Origin of the sequence: Thioclava sp. F34-6, assembly GCF_002213235.1 — a bacterium.
GTDB classification, from domain to species: domain Bacteria; phylum Pseudomonadota; class Alphaproteobacteria; order Rhodobacterales; family Rhodobacteraceae; genus Thioclava; species Thioclava nitratireducens.
Genome location: NZ_NBOA01000003.1, coordinates 198,533 through 216,509 on the forward strand (window position 1 = coordinate 198,533; position 17,977 = coordinate 216,509).

General features: G+C 64.6%; 19 protein-coding genes. 9 read left to right on the forward strand and 10 right to left on the reverse strand.

Annotated features, from left to right (window positions below; genetic code table 11):
• Positions 1–126: 126 nt before the first annotated feature.
• Positions 127–1,149, reverse strand: a complete 1,023-nt coding sequence (locus B6V72_RS07105) for a LacI family DNA-binding transcriptional regulator (protein ID WP_088735215.1) — start codon at positions 1,147–1,149, stop codon at positions 127–129.
• A gap of 107 nt (positions 1,150–1,256) precedes the next feature.
• Here B6V72_RS07105 and B6V72_RS07110 point away from each other — a divergent pair, with 107 nt between their 5' ends.
• The 4 genes from B6V72_RS07110 (at position 1,257) to B6V72_RS07125 (ending at position 4,847) form a co-directional block, all read left to right on the forward strand.
• On the forward strand, positions 1,257–1,793 hold the full coding sequence (locus B6V72_RS07110) for a gluconokinase (RefSeq protein WP_075776315.1): 537 nt from the start codon (positions 1,257–1,259) through the stop codon (positions 1,791–1,793).
• A 24-nt stretch (positions 1,794–1,817) separates the two neighbouring features.
• On the forward strand, positions 1,818–2,837 hold the full coding sequence (locus B6V72_RS07115) for a TRAP transporter substrate-binding protein (RefSeq protein ID WP_075776314.1): 1,020 nt from the start codon (positions 1,818–1,820) through the stop codon (positions 2,835–2,837).
• Positions 2,838–2,913: 76 nt separating this feature from the next.
• Positions 2,914–3,525, forward strand: a complete 612-nt coding sequence (locus tag B6V72_RS07120) for a TRAP transporter small permease (protein ID WP_077701141.1) — start codon at positions 2,914–2,916, stop codon at positions 3,523–3,525.
• A complete protein-coding gene (locus B6V72_RS07125; protein WP_075776313.1) occupies positions 3,522–4,847 on the forward strand; it encodes a TRAP transporter large permease subunit in 1,326 nt (441 codons plus the stop codon). Before B6V72_RS07120 ends, B6V72_RS07125 begins: the two co-directional genes overlap by 4 nt.
• A gap of 75 nt (positions 4,848–4,922) precedes the next feature.
• Here B6V72_RS07125 and B6V72_RS07130 read toward each other — a convergent pair whose 3' ends face one another.
• Positions 4,923–5,927, reverse strand: a complete 1,005-nt coding sequence (locus B6V72_RS07130; RefSeq protein ID WP_088724626.1) for an LLM class flavin-dependent oxidoreductase — start codon at positions 5,925–5,927, stop codon at positions 4,923–4,925.
• A 151-nt stretch (positions 5,928–6,078) separates the two neighbouring features.
• Between B6V72_RS07130 and B6V72_RS07135 the strand changes: the two genes are divergently transcribed.
• On the forward strand, positions 6,079–6,882 hold the full coding sequence (locus tag B6V72_RS07135) for a crotonase/enoyl-CoA hydratase family protein (RefSeq protein WP_088735216.1): 804 nt from the start codon (positions 6,079–6,081) through the stop codon (positions 6,880–6,882).
• Positions 6,883–6,941: 59 nt separating this feature from the next.
• Positions 6,942–7,451: a winged helix DNA-binding protein gene (locus B6V72_RS07140; RefSeq protein ID WP_088719151.1), complete on the forward strand. Its 510-nt coding sequence runs from the start codon at positions 6,942–6,944 to the stop codon at positions 7,449–7,451.
• A 19-nt stretch (positions 7,452–7,470) separates the two neighbouring features.
• Here the strand turns inward: B6V72_RS07140 and B6V72_RS07145 are convergent, their stop codons facing one another.
• The 3 genes from B6V72_RS07145 to B6V72_RS07155 form a co-directional block, all read right to left on the reverse strand.
• Entirely contained in the window at positions 7,471–8,772 is a 1,302-nt protein-coding gene (locus B6V72_RS07145; protein WP_088735217.1) for a TRAP transporter large permease subunit, read from the reverse strand.
• Between the two features lie 3 nt (positions 8,773–8,775).
• On the reverse strand, positions 8,776–9,300 hold the full coding sequence (locus B6V72_RS07150; RefSeq protein ID WP_075776308.1) for a TRAP transporter small permease: 525 nt from the start codon (positions 9,298–9,300) through the stop codon (positions 8,776–8,778).
• 84 nt (positions 9,301–9,384) lie between these two features.
• A complete protein-coding gene (locus tag B6V72_RS07155; RefSeq protein ID WP_088735218.1) occupies positions 9,385–10,350 on the reverse strand; it encodes a TRAP transporter substrate-binding protein in 966 nt (321 codons plus the stop codon).
• A 135-nt stretch (positions 10,351–10,485) separates the two neighbouring features.
• Here B6V72_RS07155 and B6V72_RS07160 point away from each other — a divergent pair, with 135 nt between their 5' ends.
• The 3 genes from B6V72_RS07160 to B6V72_RS07170 are packed head-to-tail and all read left to right on the forward strand — an operon-like array spanning position 10,486 to position 13,038.
• On the forward strand, positions 10,486–11,256 hold the full coding sequence (locus B6V72_RS07160; RefSeq protein ID WP_088735219.1) for an allophanate hydrolase subunit 1: 771 nt from the start codon (positions 10,486–10,488) through the stop codon (positions 11,254–11,256).
• Complete coding sequence (locus tag B6V72_RS07165; RefSeq protein ID WP_088735220.1) at positions 11,253–12,284, forward strand: urea amidolyase; 1,032 nt, start codon at positions 11,253–11,255, stop codon at positions 12,282–12,284. The genes B6V72_RS07160 and B6V72_RS07165 overlap by 4 nt, the downstream gene beginning before the upstream one ends.
• A complete protein-coding gene (locus B6V72_RS07170) occupies positions 12,277–13,038 on the forward strand; it encodes a 5-oxoprolinase subunit PxpA (RefSeq protein ID WP_075776305.1) in 762 nt (253 codons plus the stop codon). The genes B6V72_RS07165 and B6V72_RS07170 overlap by 8 nt, the downstream gene beginning before the upstream one ends.
• Before the next feature lie 5 nt (positions 13,039–13,043).
• Here the strand turns inward: B6V72_RS07170 and B6V72_RS07175 are convergent, their stop codons facing one another.
• The 5 genes from B6V72_RS07175 to B6V72_RS07195 all read right to left on the reverse strand — a co-directional run bounded on the left by B6V72_RS07175 (position 13,044) and on the right by B6V72_RS07195 (position 17,953).
• On the reverse strand, positions 13,044–13,355 hold the full coding sequence (locus B6V72_RS07175) for a cytochrome C oxidase subunit IV family protein (RefSeq protein ID WP_075776304.1): 312 nt from the start codon (positions 13,353–13,355) through the stop codon (positions 13,044–13,046).
• Positions 13,352–13,972, reverse strand: a complete 621-nt coding sequence (locus B6V72_RS07180; RefSeq protein ID WP_075776303.1) for a cytochrome c oxidase subunit 3 — start codon at positions 13,970–13,972, stop codon at positions 13,352–13,354. Before B6V72_RS07180 ends, B6V72_RS07175 begins: the two co-directional genes overlap by 4 nt.
• Positions 13,969–16,089 carry a cbb3-type cytochrome c oxidase subunit I gene (locus B6V72_RS07185; protein ID WP_088735221.1) on the reverse strand — a complete coding sequence of 707 codons (2,121 nt, stop codon included), beginning with the start codon at positions 16,087–16,089 and terminating at the stop codon, positions 13,969–13,971. The genes B6V72_RS07180 and B6V72_RS07185 overlap by 4 nt, the downstream gene beginning before the upstream one ends.
• A complete protein-coding gene (locus B6V72_RS07190; RefSeq protein WP_075776301.1) occupies positions 16,086–16,946 on the reverse strand; it encodes a hypothetical protein in 861 nt (286 codons plus the stop codon). The genes B6V72_RS07185 and B6V72_RS07190 overlap by 4 nt, the downstream gene beginning before the upstream one ends.
• 197 nt (positions 16,947–17,143) lie before the next feature.
• Positions 17,144–17,953, reverse strand: a complete 810-nt coding sequence (locus tag B6V72_RS07195) for a hypothetical protein (RefSeq protein WP_088735222.1) — start codon at positions 17,951–17,953, stop codon at positions 17,144–17,146.
• Positions 17,954–17,977 lie beyond the last annotated feature (24 nt).

Consider the following 17,977-nt stretch of genomic DNA (forward strand, 5'->3'; position numbering starts at 1 on the left):
GCGAGGAGAACGGCCGAATGCCACAACAGTGCGTCATCCGGTGGCGAGCCAGTCAGCGCGAGCAGCCTGCCGATCCCGCACCCCGTTGCACCTCGCGTTTCCCCGCGTCTCGCGGCGGGCTTACGCTCAGTGCCCCCGCGTGGAGCGACGCTGCACGATCTGGTAGCCGAGGTCGACGATCTTCTCCTGTGCCGCGGTACCAGAGAGGGAGTCGAGGATCAGTTGCACGGCCCCTTCGCCCATTTCGCGCCGGAACGTGCGCACGGAGGAAATCGACGGCTCGGCGGCTGCCATCATCTCCATGTCGTTGAAGCCGCAGATGCCGAGATCGTCGGGGATGCGCAGGTTGCGGCGCTGCGCTTCGAACATCGCGCCGAGGGCGAGGTCGTCGTTGATGCAGAAAATCGCGTCGGTCTCGGAGGCAATATCCATAAGCTGTGCGAGCAGGTGGCTGCCCAGCGTCACCGAGGAGGCGCGGGTGGTCGTCTGGATACGCTTGCCTTCCTCGACGCCCTGCGCGCGCAACTCGTCGCGGAAACCGTGGAGACGGCGCTGCGTGCGCGGGTCCATCCGCGCGCCGAGGAAACCGGGACGGCGATAGCCCTGTGCGAACAGGTGCGCGGTGGCGGCGCGGGCGGCGTCGTAATGCGAAAAGCCGATCATTCGGTCATAGGGGGCGTCGCCGGTCTCCATGATCTGCACCACCGGGCAGCCCGCCTCGCGCAACAGCGCCTGCGCGGCCTCGGTCTGGTCGATCCCGGTCACGATCAGTCCCGCCGGGCGCTGCCGCAGGAAGACCCGGATCAGGTTCTCTTCCGACAGCGGCGCATAGCGCGAATAGCCGAGCTGGACTGAGTGATGCGTGCCTTCGACCGCGGAATAGATACCGTCCATCACATCGGCAAAGACGTTGTTCGACACCGAGGGCAGGATCACCCCGATGATGTCCGAGCGGGTCGAGGCGAGGGCGCGGGCCGCGGGGTCGGGAAGGTATCCGAGCGATTCGATGGCGGCGGCGATCTTGTCGCGCACGGCCTGCGAAACGACCTCGGGATTGCGCAGGGTACGCGAAACCGTGGCAACGCTTACACCGACATGATCGGCGACGTCGCGCATCGTAACTGATTTTGTTTCCTTGTTTTTATTCATTTATCCTCCCTGCGAGCGCGCCCCTGCTCAAAAGTGCGATTGACGAATGTAACCGCTTACATTACCCCTCAGTGCCCAAGAAACACCTGTGAACCCGGTAAGGCAAGATGGCAAACAGCAGCAGCGCGAACGCGACACCGGTCCTAGTGATGGGCGTCTGCGGCACCGGCAAGACGACGGTAGCGCGGCTCGTGGCGCAGGCCGTGGGTGGCGTGTTCCTCGATGCTGACGATTTCCATCCGCCCGAGAATGTCGCGCATATGGCCGCCGGTCTGCCGCTCAACGACGAGATGCGCTGGGACTGGCTGGACCTCGTGGCGAAGGGCGTGATCGAGGCGGGGCGCGACGGCAAGACGGTCGCCTTCGCCTGTTCGGCGCTCAAGCGGTCCTATCGGGATCGCCTGCGCCAGAGCCTCGGCGTGATTCATCTCGCGCATCTCACCGGGCCGCACGACCTGATCGCAGCGCGAATGGCCGCGCGCGAAAATCACTACATGCCGATCGCGCTGCTCGACAGCCAATTGGCCGATCTGGAATTGCCGGGGCCCGACGAGGCCCCGCAGACCTGCGATATCCGCGAAGCGCCCGAGGCGCTTTGTTCGCAGATATTGAACGCCTGGGGCCTCACGGCCTCGCAAGTTTGATTTCGTCTATTAAGGGAGGACACCATGACGAAACCGATCCGTAAAATCGCCCTCGCGAGCGTCGCCGTTCTGGCGCTGGCCAGCGCTGCGAATGCCGAAACCCACAAGTACAAGTTCCAGAGCTCGGACCCGGCAGGCAATCCGAACTTCGAACTCCAGCAGAACTGGGCGAAGAACCTCGCCGAGCGCACCGACAACCAGATCCAGGTCGAGATGATGCCCGTGGGCTCCGTCGTCGAGCATAACGAGACGCTGGACGCGACCGGCGCCGGCATCATCGACGGCATCGTGACCGACATCTCCTACTTCGCGGGCAAGGACCCGGCCTTCTCGCTGCTGGGCAACCCGGTCGGCGCATGGTCGAGCACCGATCAGCTGCTGGACTTCATGAACAATGGCGGTGGCCAGAAGCTCGCGAACGACCTGTTCGAGCCCTATGACGTTCATTACATCGGCTCGACCACCACCGGTCTTGAAGCGCTCGTGTCGAAAGTGCCGCTCGACGGCGTGGCTGACCTGAAGGGCCTGAAAATGCGCGCGCCGGAAGGCCTTGTGCAGGACGTTTTCGCGGCGGCGGGTGCTGCTCCGGTGAACCTGCCGGGGTCCGAAGTCTACACCGCGCTCGACAAGGGCGTGATCGACGCGGCTGACTACACCGTGTTCTCGACCAACCAGGCGCAGGGCCTCAACGACATCGCGCCGAACCCGGTCTATCCGGGCTTCCACTCGATGCCGCTCGTCGGCGTCGCGATGAACAAGAAAGAGTGGGATGCGCTCTCGCCCGATCTGCAGAAAGCCTTCGAAGAGTCGGTTAAGGAATTCGCGGACAAGGAAGTTAGCGATCTCGCGGCTGCCGACAAGAAGGCCGTGGCCAAGGCCGAAGCAGGCGGCAAGATCCACGTCCACGACTGGTCGGATGAAGAGCGCGCCAAGTTCCGCCGCATCGCGATCACCCAGTGGGAAAAGGTCGCCAAGAAGTCGGAGAAGGCGCAGCACGTCTATGACGTCCTGACCGACTATCTGAAGAAGAACAACCTTCTCTGATCTGATACCCTAACGGTGCGGGGCTGCCATTGCGGCCCCGCATTTCTCCAGTTTCCTGACAGCAGCGGTTTTTGCAATGTCACAACCCGACAAGACCGGGGTGGATCACCCCGCACATGATCCGCACACGCCGGAACCGGTGCAGAGCGAGGACGAAGCGGCGACCATCGCCGAAGCGGGCATCCTCGGCCGCGCGATCAACGCCGTGGGGATCGTTTTCGCGATCGGTATCATCGCCTCTGCGCTTATCCTGCTAAACGAGGTCGTGCTGCGCTACGGCTTCAACAGCCCGACGATCTGGGCGCATGAGACCACGATCTTCCTCTGCGCGATGGCTTTCGTCTATGGCGGGCTCTACTGCGTTGTGCGCAACAGCCATATCCGCGTCGTGCTGATCTACGATCTGGTGACCGGCCGGGCGAAGCGCATCCTCGACGCGATCATCTCGCTGATCTGTCTCTTCGCGGCGGGCTTCTTCGCCTGGGCCGCCTACGGCATGGTCATCAAGGCGACGATGCGCCCCGGCGGCGGCGTCCATTTCGAGACCTCGGGCAGCGCCTGGGATCCGCCGTTCCCGGCTTACCTGAAGATTTTTCTCCTCGTGGTGCTCGGCCTGATGGTGGTGCAATTCGTGATCATGGCGGTGAACTACCTGCGGGCTGCCTTCGCATCGGAGGCGGGTAAATGATCGAGCATCTGCTGAGTTTCGACCTCTCCGCTCTGGGGATCGGCTACGGGACGGTCCTGCTGTTCGCGCTGCTGATCGGCCTGCTGCTGACCGGTATGCCGCTGGCTTTCGTGACCCTGCTGGTGGCGCTGATCTTCGCGCTCGGCTGGTTCGGCCCGATGGCGGTGCCGCTGATCACCAGCCGCGTCTATTCCTTCGTATCGAGTTTCGTCTTCGTCTCGGTGCCGATGTTCGTGATGATGGCGGCGCTTCTGGACCGATCGGGCATCGCGCGCGATCTGTTCGAGGCGATGAAGCTCGTCGGTGGCCGGATGCGCGGCGCGGTGGCGATCCAGACGATCTTCGTCTCGGTCATTCTCGCGGCGATGTCTGGCATCATCGGCGGCGAGATCGTGTTGTTGGGTCTGCTGGCCCTGCCGCAGATGATCCGCCAGGGCTATGACCGCAAGCTCGCCATTGGCGTGATCTGTGCGGGCGGCTCTCTGGGCACCATGGTGCCGCCGTCGATCGTGCTGATCATCTACGGTCTCACCGCGAACGTCTCCATCGGCGATCTGTTCACCTCTGCCTTCATCCCGGGCTTCATGCTCGCGGCCTTCTACGTGATCTTCGTGATCATCCGGGTGAAGCTGAACCCCGATCTGGCGCCTGCGCCGGAGCCCGACGACCGTCCGTGGTCGGAAAAAATCAAGCTGCTGAAGGGCCTGATCCTGCCGGTTCTGGTTATCGGTTTCGTGTTGGGCTCGATCTATGGTGGCATCGCCTCGGTGACCGAGGCCTCGGCGCTTGGTGTGGCGGGCGTGATGCTCTCGACCATCATCCGGGGCGAGCTGACGCTCTCGATGCTCAAAGGGGCCGCGCTGCAGACGCTCGCGACCTGCGGGATGATCGTCTGGATCGGTATCGGTGCTTCGGCTTTGGTCGGCGTGTTCAACCTGATGGGCGGGATCGACTTCGTCTCGGCGCTGCTGAAGGGCGTGTCGGATACCCCGATCATCGTGATCCTCACGATGATGGCGATCCTGTTCTTTCTCGGCATGTTCCTCGACTGGGTCGGGATCGCGCTGCTGACGATGCCGATCTTCGTGCCGATCGTGAAAGACCTTGGCTACGACCCGGTCTGGTTCGGCGTCGTGTTCGCGATGAACATGCAGGTGAGCTTCCTGTCGCCGCCCTTCGGGCCAGCTGCTTTCTACCTGAAGTCGGTCGCGCCGAAGGACATTTCTCTGGGCGAGATCTTCCGCTCGCTGCTCCCCTTCATCGCGATCCAGATCTTCGCGGTGGGGCTGCTGGTGGCCTTCCCGGCGATCACCGGGCACTGAGGCCAACCGGATCGAAACGAAAAGAGGCGGGCTTCCGCGCCCGCCTCTTTGCATGTCTGAGTGTCGCGCCGTGCCTCAGGCCGCGGCAGGTTGCTCGCGAAACTCGCTCAGCACCTCGGCGGCGATCTTGAAGGACTTCTGACGCGCCTCCGCGTCGTGGATCATCCCGGTCACCATCAGCTCGTCGGGCTCGTATTGCGCGATCAGACGCGCCAGATCGTCCCGTACCTTGTCCTTGGAACCCGTGGCCGAGCAGGACAGCGCGCGCTGCACCTGAACCATCATCTGCGGCGGCACCTCGGACAGATCCTCGGTCGGGCGCGGCAGCTTGCCCGGCATACCCGAGCGCAGCCGCGCGAAGGCCAGCACCTGAGACGAGCGCAGATATTGCGCCTCCTCATCGGTGTCGGCGGCGAAGACCCCGGCGGCCATCATCGCATAGGGCTTGTCGAGATGGACCGACGGACGGAAGCTTCTGCGATAGATGTCGAGCGCATCGCCCAGCATGTCGGGCGCGAAATGCGACGCGAAGGCGTAGGGCAGGCCGAGATAGGCGGCAAGCTGCGCGCCGTAGAGGCTCGAGCCGAGGATCCAGATCGGCACATGCGTGCCTGCGCCCGGAATGGCGCGCACCCGGAAATTCTCTGCCTCGTCGCTGAAATAGGCGAGCAGCTCCTGTACGTCTGCGGGGAACGTGTCCTCGGGCGACATGTTGCGGCGCAGGGCGCGGGCGGTGCCGCCATCGGTGCCGGGTGCGCGGCCCAGCCCGAGGTCGATCCGGTCGGGATAGAGCGTGGCGAGCGTGCCGAACTGCTCGGCGATCACCAGCGGTGCGTGGTTGGGCAGCATGATGCCGCCCGCGCCGACGCGCATCCTCTTGGTCACCGAGGCGACATGGCCGATCAGCACCGAGGTCGCGGCGCTGGCGATGCCGGGCATGTTGTGATGCTCGGCCAGCCAGAAGCGGTGATAGCCCGCGTCTTCGGCCATCCGGGCCAGGTCGGCTGTTCCCGCCAGCGCATCGGCTGCGGTCTTGCCTTCGGGCAGGGGCGATAGATCGAGAAGTGAGAATTGCTGCATGGGGAACCTCCGTCGGGGCAGAGCTAGCGCGCCGCGCAGGGCTGTCCAACGCCGCGCGCGCCTGTTGATCTCCTACCTATGACCCCGCGTTCCGCTTTGCGAGGGGGCGGCGGGTCTGCATAGTGCGCAGAGCCAAGCGAGGAGGATGGACATGGCCGATCCGGTGCAGATTTCGGTAAGCGCGGAGGGCGTGGCGGAGGTGATCCTCAATCGCCCGGAAAAGAAGAACGCCTGGACCTTGGAGATGTTCGACGTGCTGGCCGAGGCGGCGCAGAGCCTGTCGCAGCAAAAGGGCCTGCGCGCGGTGATCCTGAGCGGCGCGGGCGGCTGTTTCTCGGCCGGGCTCGACCTGAGTGTGATGCAAAGCTTCGCGGCCGATCTGGCGGGGGTGAAGGCGCAGATGGCCGAACCCGATGCGCAGGGCGCGAACCGATTTCAGCGCCCGGTGACGCGATGGGCGCAGCTGCCGGTTCCGGTGATCGCCGCGATCGAGGGCGTGGCCTTCGGGGCGGGGATGCAGCTCGCGCTCGGTGCGGATTTCCGGATCGCGGCGCCCGATGCGCGGCTGTCGATCATGGAGGCGAAATGGGGGCTGATCCCCGATATGGGCATCTCGCAGAGCCTGCCGAAACTGACCCGCGCGGATATCGCGAAAGAGCTGATGATGACGGGCCGGGTGCTGGAGGCCGGTGAGGCGCAGAAGCTCGGTTTGATCACGCGCGTGGCCGAGGCCCCGCTGCGGGCGGCGCGCGACATGGCCGCCGAATTCACCCTGCGCTCCCCCGAGGCGCTGGCGGCGAGCAAGGCGCTGGTGGAGCAGGCATGGACGATGCCGCCCGGCGGCGGGTTGGCGCTGGAGGCCGAGTTGCAGGCCGAGATCATCGGCGGTCCCGCGCAGATGGAAATGGTGATGGCGAACCTGCAAAAGCGCGCGCCAAATTTCTCTCAAGGATAGAATGTCAGCGAAATGTCTATAAGGTGAGGGCGTACACGCACGAAAGGAGAGTGCCGCTCATGCCCGCAGGAGAACGCCGCATCGTCTCATCCCGCCATCTGGCCGAAGGGCCGGGCTGGGAAGCCTCGGAATTCGAATACGGGATGATCATCGCCTACAACTCCTTCGCGCGATGGATGCAGCGCTGCATGGCGGCCTCGGGGATGGAGCTTTCGCCGCTCGAAATCCTCGTGCTGCACAACACCAATCACCGCGACCGCGAAAAGCGGCTCAACGACATCACGTTCCTGCTCAATATCGAGGACACGCATACGGTCAATTATGCGCTGCGCAAGCTGTTGAAGCTGGGGCTGCTGGATTCCGAGAAGCGCGGCAAGGAAGTGTTCTACCGCACCTCGGAAAGCGGGCGCGATCTGTGCGAACGCTATCGGAAAGTGCGCGAGGAATGCCTGCTCGAGCCGATCCAGAAAGGCGGTATGGCGGGCGAAGATCTACGTGAGATCGCCTCGGCCCTGCGTGTGCTGTCGGGCTATTACGATCAGGCGAGCCGCGCGGCCTCTTCGCTCTGAGGTCGCGCGGGTCGTTGGCTCAGTTGCCCATCAGCGAGGGCAGGTAGGTCACGATCCCCGGGACCAGCGTAATCAGCAGAACCGCCAGCAACAGCAGCCCGAAGAAAGGCAGCGCCGCGCGGGCGACCTTGAGGATGTTGTAGCCGGTCAGCCCCTGGATCACGAAGAGGTTGAAGCCCACGGGCGGGGTGATCTGGCTCATCTCGACGACCAGCACGAGGTAGATGCCGAACCACAGCGGGTCGATCCCGGCGGCTTCCACCATCGGCAGGATGATCGAGGTGGTCAGCACCACGACCGAGATCCCGTCGAGGAAGCAACCCAGCAGGATGAAGAACACGGTCAGCACTGCAAGCAGCGCGGTGGGCGACAGCCCGAAGGTGCCGATCCACGCGGCGAGGTTGCGCGGAATGCCGGTGAAGCCCATCGAAACCGACAGCACCGAGGCGCCGAGCAGGATGAAGGCGATCATCGCGCTGGTGCGGGTGGCCGAGAACAGCGCGTCCTTGAAGTCGCGCCAGCGGAAGCTGCCCGTCGCCATCGCAAGGATCACCGAGAAGACCACGCCCACGGCCGCAGCATCGGTGGGCGAGGCGACGCCGGTATAGATCGAGCCGATCACGCCGCCGATCAGGATCACGATCGGGATCAGGCGGCGCGAGGCCCGCAGCTTCTCGCGCAGGTTCAGGGTGATGTCCTCGCGCGGGATCGACGCGGGATTCATCCACGCCCGGAGCGCGACATAGCCGCCGAACAGGCTGACCAGCATCAGCCCCGGCAGGATGCCCGCGATGAAGAGGCGCGCGATGGATTGCTCGGTCGCGACGCCGTAGACGATCAGGATCACCGAGGGCGGGATCAGAAAGCCAAGCGTGGCCGAGCCCGCCAGCGTGCCGAGGATCAGGCTCTCGGGATAGCCGCGGCGGGTGAGCTCGGGCACCGACATGCGCCCGATCGTGGCCGCCGTCGCCGCGGACGAGCCCGAAACGGCCGCGAAGATCGCACAGCCCAGCACGTTCACATGCAGCAAGCGGCCCGGTGCGCGGCCCAGCCACGGGGCGAGGCCGGAGAACATGTCCTCGGACAGCCGCGAGCGGAGCAGGATCTCCCCCATCAGAATGAAAAGCGGCAGCGCGGCGAGCGGCCAGCTATGGCTGTTGCCCCAAAGCGTGGTCGCCATGACGAGCCCGGTCGGCGCGCCGGAGAAGAAGCTGAGCCCCGCCAGCGCCACGATCAGCAGAGACAGCGCCACCCAGACGCCGCCTGCGAGCAGCACGAGAAGCAGGCCCAGAAGAATTGCGAAGGTCATCGGATCGGACATGGTTTACTCCGAAACATCATCGACGAGCACCGGGCGCTTGGCGCGGACGCTCTCGATCAGCGTATCGATGAAGGCGAGCGCCAGAAGGCCCAGCCCGACGACCATCGCACATTGCGGAATCCAGATCGGGATCGCGACGATGCCGGTGGACATATCGCCGTAATGCAGGCTCTCGAGCATCAGCGAGGTCGCGAACCACACAGCGTAGGCGCTGGCCGCGAAGCCAAGCGCGAGCGCTACGAGCTCGGCGACCCATTGGCCACGGGCGGGCAGGCGGGTCAGCACGAGATTGACGCGAATATGGCTGCCGTGGCGCAGTGTGTGGGCCAGCGCCATGAAGCTTGCCGTCGCGAGGAAATAGCCCGCGAAATCGGCATAGGAGGGGATCGTGTAGGAGAGAGCGGGCCCGCCCAGACGGGCGAGCACGTTCAGCCCGACCTGTGCCGTGACCAGCAGGCAGATCGCGAGGATCGAGACGGCGGCGATCCCTCCGGACAGAAGATAGACCTGATCGAGCAGGCGACGCATGGTGGATACTCCGAGGGCTTTTGTGATGAAGAGCATCGAAAAAGGCCCTCCCGCAGTGGCGGAAGGGCCCCGGATCGAGCGGGCTCAGTTGCCCTGATAGGCCTTGAGCACCTCAAGCGCGTCGGGGCTGGCCTTTTCTTTCCAGTTGGCCAGCATCTCGTCGCCGATCTTCTTTAGACCCTGCTCCAATTCGGGGCTCGGATCGACGATCGCCATGCCGTTATCCTTCATCTCGGCGGTCTTCTCGGCGGCCTCTTTCTTCGACATCTCCCAACCGCGGGTCTGCGCGGTGGCGGCGGCATCCATCACGGCCTTCTGTTCGTCTTCGCTCAGACGGTCGAAGGCGCGCTTGTTCACCACGACGATGTTCTTGGGCAGCCAGGCGTCGATCTTGGTGTAGGTGTCGACGAAGTCCCACGCCTTGGAATTCGCGCCGGTCGAGGGCGAGGTGATCATCGCTTGCAGCTGACCCGTCGAGAAGGCCTGCGGAATGTCGACCGCTTCGACCTGCACGGGCGCGGCCTTGGCGAGCGTCGCAAATTCTTCCAGCGCCGGGTTATAAGCGCGGAAGCGCAGCCCTGCGAGGTCGTCCACGGATTTGATCTCGCCATTGGTATAGAGCCCCTGCGCCGGCCACGGCACCGAGAACAGCGGCATCAGCCCTTGCTTGTCGAGAAGCTTGGTGATGACGGGCTTCTGCGCCTCCCAAAGCTTTTCGGCCTGATCGTAGCTGGTGGCGAGGAAAGGCTGGCTGTCGACGCCAAAAGCCAGATCTTCGTTCGAGAGCGTCGAGAGGAAGAACTCTCCGATCGGCACCTGACCCGAGCGCACGGCGTTCTTGATCTCGGAATGCGGGAAGAGCGAACCCGCCGAATGCACCTTGATCTCCAGCTTGCCGTCGGTCGCTTTCGACACGTCCTCGGCGAAGTCGCGGATATTCACGGTGTGGAAGGTGGTGTCGCCATAGGGCGTCGGCATGTCCCAGGTCTGCGCCTGAGCGGCTGTGCCCAGTCCCAGCGCAACCGCGAAGCTTGCAGCAAATCTGATCATATCTCTCTCCTGTCGGGTCGCGGCGGAATTCGTGTCCGCCTCTTTTTCATAACGTTGACAAATTGTCTGTAAAATGAAATCAAAGTCAACGATAAGTTTCAAAATCGCGGTCTGAGCCAGTGGAGATGCCCTGACATGATGCTCGAAGAAGCATTGCGGCCCGGAACGGCCCAAGCGCATAGCCCGCAGATTTTGCCGGCTGGCGGAGACGGGCTTCTGGTGCGGTTCGCGCTGGTCGCAGAGCCCAACGCGATTGCGGCGGCGCAGAGCTTTCATCAGCGCGTGACGGAGAGCGATCTGGCCGGTTTGCGCGAGGTCGTCCCCAGCCTCGTGTCGGTTCTGCTGCGTTTCGATCCGGAGGCGGTAACGCGGGCCGAGATGGCCGAGCGGCTGGAGACCCTGCTGTCCGAGGCCGATTGGCTGAGTGCGGCGCCGCATCCCGCGCAGCGCGTCTGGCATTTGCCCGTGGCGTTCGGCGGCGAACACGGTCCCGATCTGGAAGAGGCGGCGAAGCTTGCGGGGCTTTCTCCGCAAGCGGCCATCGACGAGATCACGGCGACCCAGCTGAGCGTCCTCGCCATCGGCTTCGCGCCCGGTCAACCCTATCTCGGTCTGCTGCCCGAGCATTGGAATCTCGCGCGCCGGTCCGAGCTGAACCCGCGCGTGCCGAAAGGCGCGCTCTGCGTGGCGGTGCGCCAATTGGTGCTGTTCGCGAATGCCTCGCCCACTGGCTGGCATCAGATCGCGCGGACGGCCTTCGATGTGTTCCGCCCCGACCAAACCGACCCCGTGCCGCTGCATGCGGGCGACGAGGTTCGCCTCGCGCCGGTCTCCGGCACCGAGATGGACGCGCTTTTGAAAGCGGGCGATCCGATGGGCGGCGCGCGTTGCGAGGTGCGGTCATGAGCGGCGGGTCGCTGATCCTGCGGAGCGTCGGGCCAAGCGTGAGCGTGCAGGACATGGGCCGCCCCGGTCGCATGGCGCAAGGCATCTCGCGCGGTGGCGCGGTCGATCCGCTCGCATTGGTCGAGGCGGCGGCGCTTCTGGGGTCGCGCAAACCGCTTCCCGCGTTGGAAATGGCGGTGAGCGGCGGGCGGTTCGAGGTCACGGCTCCGACGCGGATCGCCCTGACGGGTGCGCCGATGCAGGCGGAGCTGGACGGGAGGAATTTGCGCTGGGGCGCGAGCCACAGAATGGAACCAGGCGAGGTGCTGTCGATCGGTGCCGCACGTGCAGGCATGTTCGGCTACCTCACCTTCGCGGGCGGGATCGAGACGGCCGAAGTGCTGGGCAGCCGCTCGGCGCATCTCGCCGCCGGGATCGGATCGGCGCTGGAAGCGGGCGCGCGCCTGCCGCTTGGCACGGACCCCGAGCCCGACGCGCCCGCGATGGTTCTCACACAGGACGACCGTTTCTCGGGGGGCACGCTGCGGATCATCCCGGGGCCGCAAACGGGCCTGTTCGACGAGGCCACTTTCGCGCGGCTCACCACGACCGAATTCACCCGCGCGCGGCAGGGCAACCGTCAGGGCGTGGCGCTCGAGAGCGATGCGCCTGCGCTGACCTCGGACAAGGCCAAGGGGCTCGCCTCGGACGTGATCTTCGAGGGCGATATTCAGATGACGGGCGCGGGCACGCCCTATGTGCTTCTCGCCGAATGCCAGACCATCGGCGGCTACCCTCGGATCGGCACCGTGCTGCCCTGCGATCTGCCGCGCATCGCCCAAGCCGCGCCGGGGACGAACCTGCGGTTCAAAGCGGTGACGCTGGACGAGGCCGACGCCTTGGTCTTGCGCTGGGAGGCGCAGCTTCAGGCACAGCGGGCCAAGCTGCGCCCGTTGATCCGCGATCCGCACGACATTCATGACCTGCTCAGCTACCAATTGATCAGCGGCGTGACGGCAGGGCGCGAATTGGAGGAAGAAAATGGCTAAGATCGACCTGAACGCCGATATCGGAGAAAGCTTCGGCCCGTGGATCATGGGCAACGACGCCGCGCTCATGGAGGTCATTACCTCCGCCAATGTCGCCTGCGGTTTCCACGCGGGCGACCCGGATGTGATGGCGCAGACGATGCGCGCAGCTGTGGCCAACGATGTCGGTATCGGCGCGCATCCGGGCTTTGCCGATCTGCAGGGCTTCGGCCGTCGGCGGATCAAGCTCAGCGCCGAGGAGCTGACGAATCTGGTCACTTATCAACTGGGCGCCGCGCAGGCGATGGCCCGCGCGGCGGGTGGCGCGGTGCGGCATTTCAAGCTGCACGGGGCGCTGTCGAACATGGCCTCGGAGGATATCGAGATCGCGCGGGCCTGCTATTCCGCCGCCCTGAAAGTGCAGCCCGACATCATCCTCGTCGTTCTGCCGCAGACCCCGATGGAGCAGGTTGCGCGCGAGTTGGAGGCCAATTGGGCGGGCGAGATTTTCGCCGATCGCGCCTACGAGGACGACGCTTCGCTGATGGCGCGATCGAAGCCCGGTGCGGTGCTGCATGACGCCGGAGAGGTCGGCGCGCGGATCGAGGAGATGCTGCGCAAAGGCGCGATCGTGACCGCCTCGGGCAAGGAAATCCCCTGCAAGATCGACACGGTCTGCCTGCACGGCGACGGGGCAGAGGCGCTGGCGATGGCGCGGGCACTGCGCGGGCACCTGACCGAGGCTGGCTTCGAGATCGGCCGCTTCGGGGCCTGATCGGCTCAGATCATCCGCGCGTGCAGGTTCCACAGCAGCCACAGCGTCCCGCCGCCCATCAGCAGCAAGATCAGCGTGGTGAACAGGATCAGATGCAGGTCTTCCTGCTTCTGCCCCTTCAGGCGAATATGCAGGAAGAAGCGGAAATGGACCACGATCTGCACGATCGCGGCCACGGCGGTTGTCCACCAGATCGCCACTTTCGGCAGCAGATCCCACGCCACCAGTGCGAAGATCGGCAGTGTCAGCGCCAGCGCGAGCGCATAGCCGATCAGGTAGCTGCGGGCCTCTTGGCGTCTTTCGTCATGTTCGCTCATGCCAGCCCCCCGATATAGACGATGGAGAAAATTCCGATCCAGACGATGTCGAGGAAGTGCCAGAGCACGGCGAGGCGCACCATCGACAGCTTCACCCGGTCGTCCAGACCGTAAACGAGCATCTGCCCCAGGATCGCGACGGCCCAGAGGCAGGAGAACGTGACGTGCAGCCCATGCAGCGGCACCAGCGCGAAGAAGGACGACAGGAATCCGCTGCGCTGAGGTGTGCCGCCTTCCGAGAACATCTTCAGGAAGTCGTGGATTTCGAAGCCCACGAAGGTCAGCGCGAGCGCCATCGCGATCAGCAACCACAGCACCATCTTCACCGGGCGCGGCTCGTGCTTGAGTGCGAGATGAGAAAAGCCAATCGCGACCGATGACGTCAGCAGCAGCATCGTCTCGATGAAGATCGACTTCAGCTCGAACAGTTCCTGCGGGCCGGGGCCGCCATTCGTGTTGGGCCGCATCACCACATAGGTCGCCATCAGCAGGCCGAACAGGATCGCATCGGACATCATGAAGACCCAGAAGCCGAAGACTTCGGTTTCGGCTTGGTCGTCGGCGCTCTGGTGCTTGGAACCGAGGTTGAGGCCGGGATGACGGGTGGTCTGGCTCATCGCGTGGCCTCCTGCGACATCGGTATGGCGTGGCCGCGGTTGTCGCGGGTGTATTCGGACGTGCGGGGCACGCGCCGCGTGCGTGCGGCCAGTTCGCGGAAGGCGCGCCATTCCTTGCGGACTTCCTCGGCAGGGACGCGCTTCTCGGTGTCGCGCCGGAAGCCCTGAGCGATGATCACCAGCGGCACCAGCGCCGCAAGCGGCAGAACCGCCCACCACATGTACCATGTCAGCGTGAAGGCCAGCGCCGTGCCGAGCGCCCCGATCACCGGGCCGAACGCGGCGTTCTTCGGCAGCCAGATATCCTCGAACCCGTCCTCGGGCGGGCCGAGATCATGACCCGAGACTTTCAGCGTCGCAAAGGCGTCGCGGCCTTCGACACGGGGCAGGGCGGGGAAGTTCCATTCCGGCGCGGGGGCGGGGATGCCCCATTCGAGCGAGCGCCCGTCCCACGGATCGCCTACCGGCACGGCCAGCCGCTTGCGATCGCGCACCGAAACCCAGAGTTGCACGATCAGCGCGAGGAAACCGGCGAGGATCAGGACCGCGCCGCCCAACGCGATGATCGTCCATGGCAGCCACTGTCCGGAGAAATAGCCCGACATCCGCCGCGGCATTCCCATCAGCCCCAGTACGTAGAGCGGGAAGAACGCCCCCATGAAGCCGAGTATCCAGCACCACGCGGCGCGGTAGCCCCATTTCTCGTCGAGCCGGAACCCGAAGGCCTTGGGAAACCACATCGTGTAGCCCGCGATCATTCCGTAAAGCAGTCCGGGGATCAGCATGTTGTGGAAATGCGCCACGAGGAACAGCGTGTTGTGGACCTGGTAGTCGACCGACGGGTTCGCCAGAATGATGCCCGACAGCCCGCCGATGGTGAACAGGAACAGGAAGGCGATGGCGTAAAGCATCGGCACCGAGATGCGCACCCGCCCGCGAAACATCGTCAGCATCCAGTCGTAGATCTTGACCCCTGTGGGCACCCCGATCGTCATCGTGGCAATGCCGAAGGCGGCATTCAGATTGGCGCTCTGGCCCATCGTGAAGAAATGGTGGACCCAAACGGTGAAGCTCAGCACCGCGATTGCCATCGTCGCGATCACCAGCGCGGTGTAGCCGTAGAGCGTCTTGCCCGAGAAGGTCGAGAATACCTCCGACCAGACGCCGAACGCGGGCAGGATGAGGATATAGACCTCCGGATGGCCGAACAGCCAGAACAGGTTGGCGTAGTTCATCATGTTGCCGCCACCCCCATTGGTAAAGAAGTGGAAGCCCATGTAGCGATCCAGCGCGAGCAGCGCCGTCGCGATGGTCAGCGGCGGCATCGCGAAGATCATCAGGATCGAGGTGCAGAGCGACGTCCAGGTGAACAGCGGCATCCGCATAAGCTTCATGCCGGGGCAGCGCTTCTTGTAGATCGTCACGGCGAAATTCAGCCCCGTGAAAGTCGACCCGATCGACGACAGCGTCACCGCCCAGATCCAGTAATCCGGCCCCGCGCCGGGGTTGTAGGCGGCTTCCGTATAGGGCGGGTAACCGGACCAGCCGCCGGTCGAGAAGGGCTCGAGCACCAGCGAGATCATCAGGATCAGGCCACCCGCGATCGTCAGCATCAGCGAGACCGAGTTCAGCACCGGGAAGGCCACATCGCGCGCGCCGATCTGCAACGGCATCACGAAATTGATCATGCCGGTCAGGAAGGGCATCGCCATGAAGAAGATCATGATCGTGCCATGGGTGGTGAAGAGCTGCGCGAAATGGTCGGGCATCACGATCCCACCGCCGTCATGGCCCACCACCTGCTGGCTGCGCATCACGAAGGCTTCGGCCAGCGCCCGCGCCAGCATCACGAAGGAGAAGACGATATACATGATGCCGATCTTCTTGTGATCGACCGAAGTCAGCCACTCGCTCCAGAGCGGTCGCCACCATCCTTTCACCGTGATCAAGAAAACCACGACGACGAAGCCCAGCACCGCCATGCCCGCAGCGGCAGTGCCAGTGATGCCGGAGAGCAACTCGGTCCTGCCATCGGCGCGCACGATCTCGGTGACCGGCAGCGCGTCCAGCGTCAGGCGTCCGAAGGGGAAACCCCAGATGCTGCTCCATGTGTTCATTGTTGCGTCTCCTTCAGGCCGGCGATCTCGTCGAACATTCCGCTCGGCGCGGTCGAGAACAGGATCGGCTGCTCGGTAGGCTGGTCGAGCGCGCGGGCCAGTTCGACCTTGTTGCTTTTTTCCTCCAGCGCTGCGCGTGCCTTGTCGTCGAGAGGCAGGCCGCGCGCCTTCGCCGCCTTCACCCAGCGCGCGAATACCTCGTCGTTCATGGCGCTCGCCTTGAAATTCTGCGTGTAGAACCCTTCGCCGTTAAACTGCGTGTTGCGGCCCTCGAAGGTGCCGGGGCCGTCGGCGGCCAGATGCAGCTTCGTCTGCATCCCTTTCATCGCGTAGATCTGGCTGCCCAGCCGCGGGATCATGAAGCTCTGCATCACCGTGTCGGAGGTCAGATGCAGCTCGAGCGGGCGCGAGGCAGGGAAGGCCAGCTCGCCCACGCTCGCCACGCCTTCTTCGGGATAGAGGAATAGCCATTTCCAGTCGTAGGCGACCACATCGACGACCAGCGGCTTGCCTGCCTTGCCCGCCACCGGGTTGTAAGGATCGAGCGTGTGGGTCCGCTGCCACAGATAAACGGCAAGCATCAGTACGACCAGGATCGGCACGCCCCAGGCCAGAATTTCGAACACCGTGGCGAACGACCAGTCGGGGCGGTATTCGCCCTTCGAGCGTCCGTAGCGGTATCGCCGGATCAACCAAGGGGTCGCCGCGAAAACCGGAATCACGACGATCGCCATGAGGATCAGGATGATCTTCAAATGAGTAACCTGAGCGGAGGCGATCGGCCCGGCCGGGTCGAGAAAACTCTCTGCTCGCGCCTCTCCCGCGCCGGTCCAGCCCCAGCCCATCCAGACGGCCAAGACCGCTCCGGAAAGGAGGGGGGCTCTGCGGATCGATGCGGCAAGGGACATGGCAAACTCGCGTGCACAAGGGGGTGTGCGGAAACGGTAGACCGACCTCCTCGTCGGACAAGTTCGGCTGCCCAACACGTTTTTTTCACGGAACCATGCGGGCCGCTCCACGTTATGCGCGTTTCTTGGTCCTGCGAGGCTGTGTGTCATTGGCTGCGCCTCATCTCGTTCGGGCACAGGTCGTGGCGCATCGCCCAGTCGAGAAGCGCGCCGTCGAACCGCTCGGGTGCGACCTCCTCCAGCCCGGGGATTTCATGCAGGATGATCCGGAGCGCGCGGCGCTGTGTCTCTGTCAGGCGTGCGTCTCTCCAGAGGCGGTAGATCCCGCGCGGCAGTCTCCTCTGCGGCCGCGCGGTGCTGTAGAAAAGGGCGAAGGGAATGGATTTCACCTGTGCGACGTAGCTGGAAAATTGCGGCAGGAACTGCCCGGTGAACTCGTCGGAGCCCGGGGGAAATACCTCAGCCAGCGCCATCACCGCGCGGCCCTGCGCTGCCGCCTGCGTGGTGGAGAAGACAAAGCTCACCGCCAGCGTAAGCACCAGCATTCCCGTCACCCCGGTGATGACCGAGATCAGCGACCAGCCGGTGCCCGCGGGGTTGGCGTAGCCGCCGCCCAGCGTCGAAAGAAGGTGCCCGGCGTAGGAGAGGCTGTCGGCGAAGCTCGCCGCAGGCAGGCCCTTTGTCGTTTCGAGCGATCGGCTCGCTGCGAAGAAGATCAGGCTCCAGCCAAAGGCGACCGCAGCGATCCAGACCGCGCCCAGCCACGCCATCGTCACCGGTCCGCAAATCCGATGCGCGATCCACGTGTGACCGATCGTGCGCATCCGCGCGAAGCCGAACCGCGCGACGGCACGCGAGAGCGCCCCGGACTGTCCTGCGCCCAACGCGCACAGAAGGATGTCCCAAAGTGAAATCGCGACGAGGGCGGCGCCGAGGAGGATGAGGAAAGTGGTCAACGAAAGCTCCGGAAGGATGGAAAG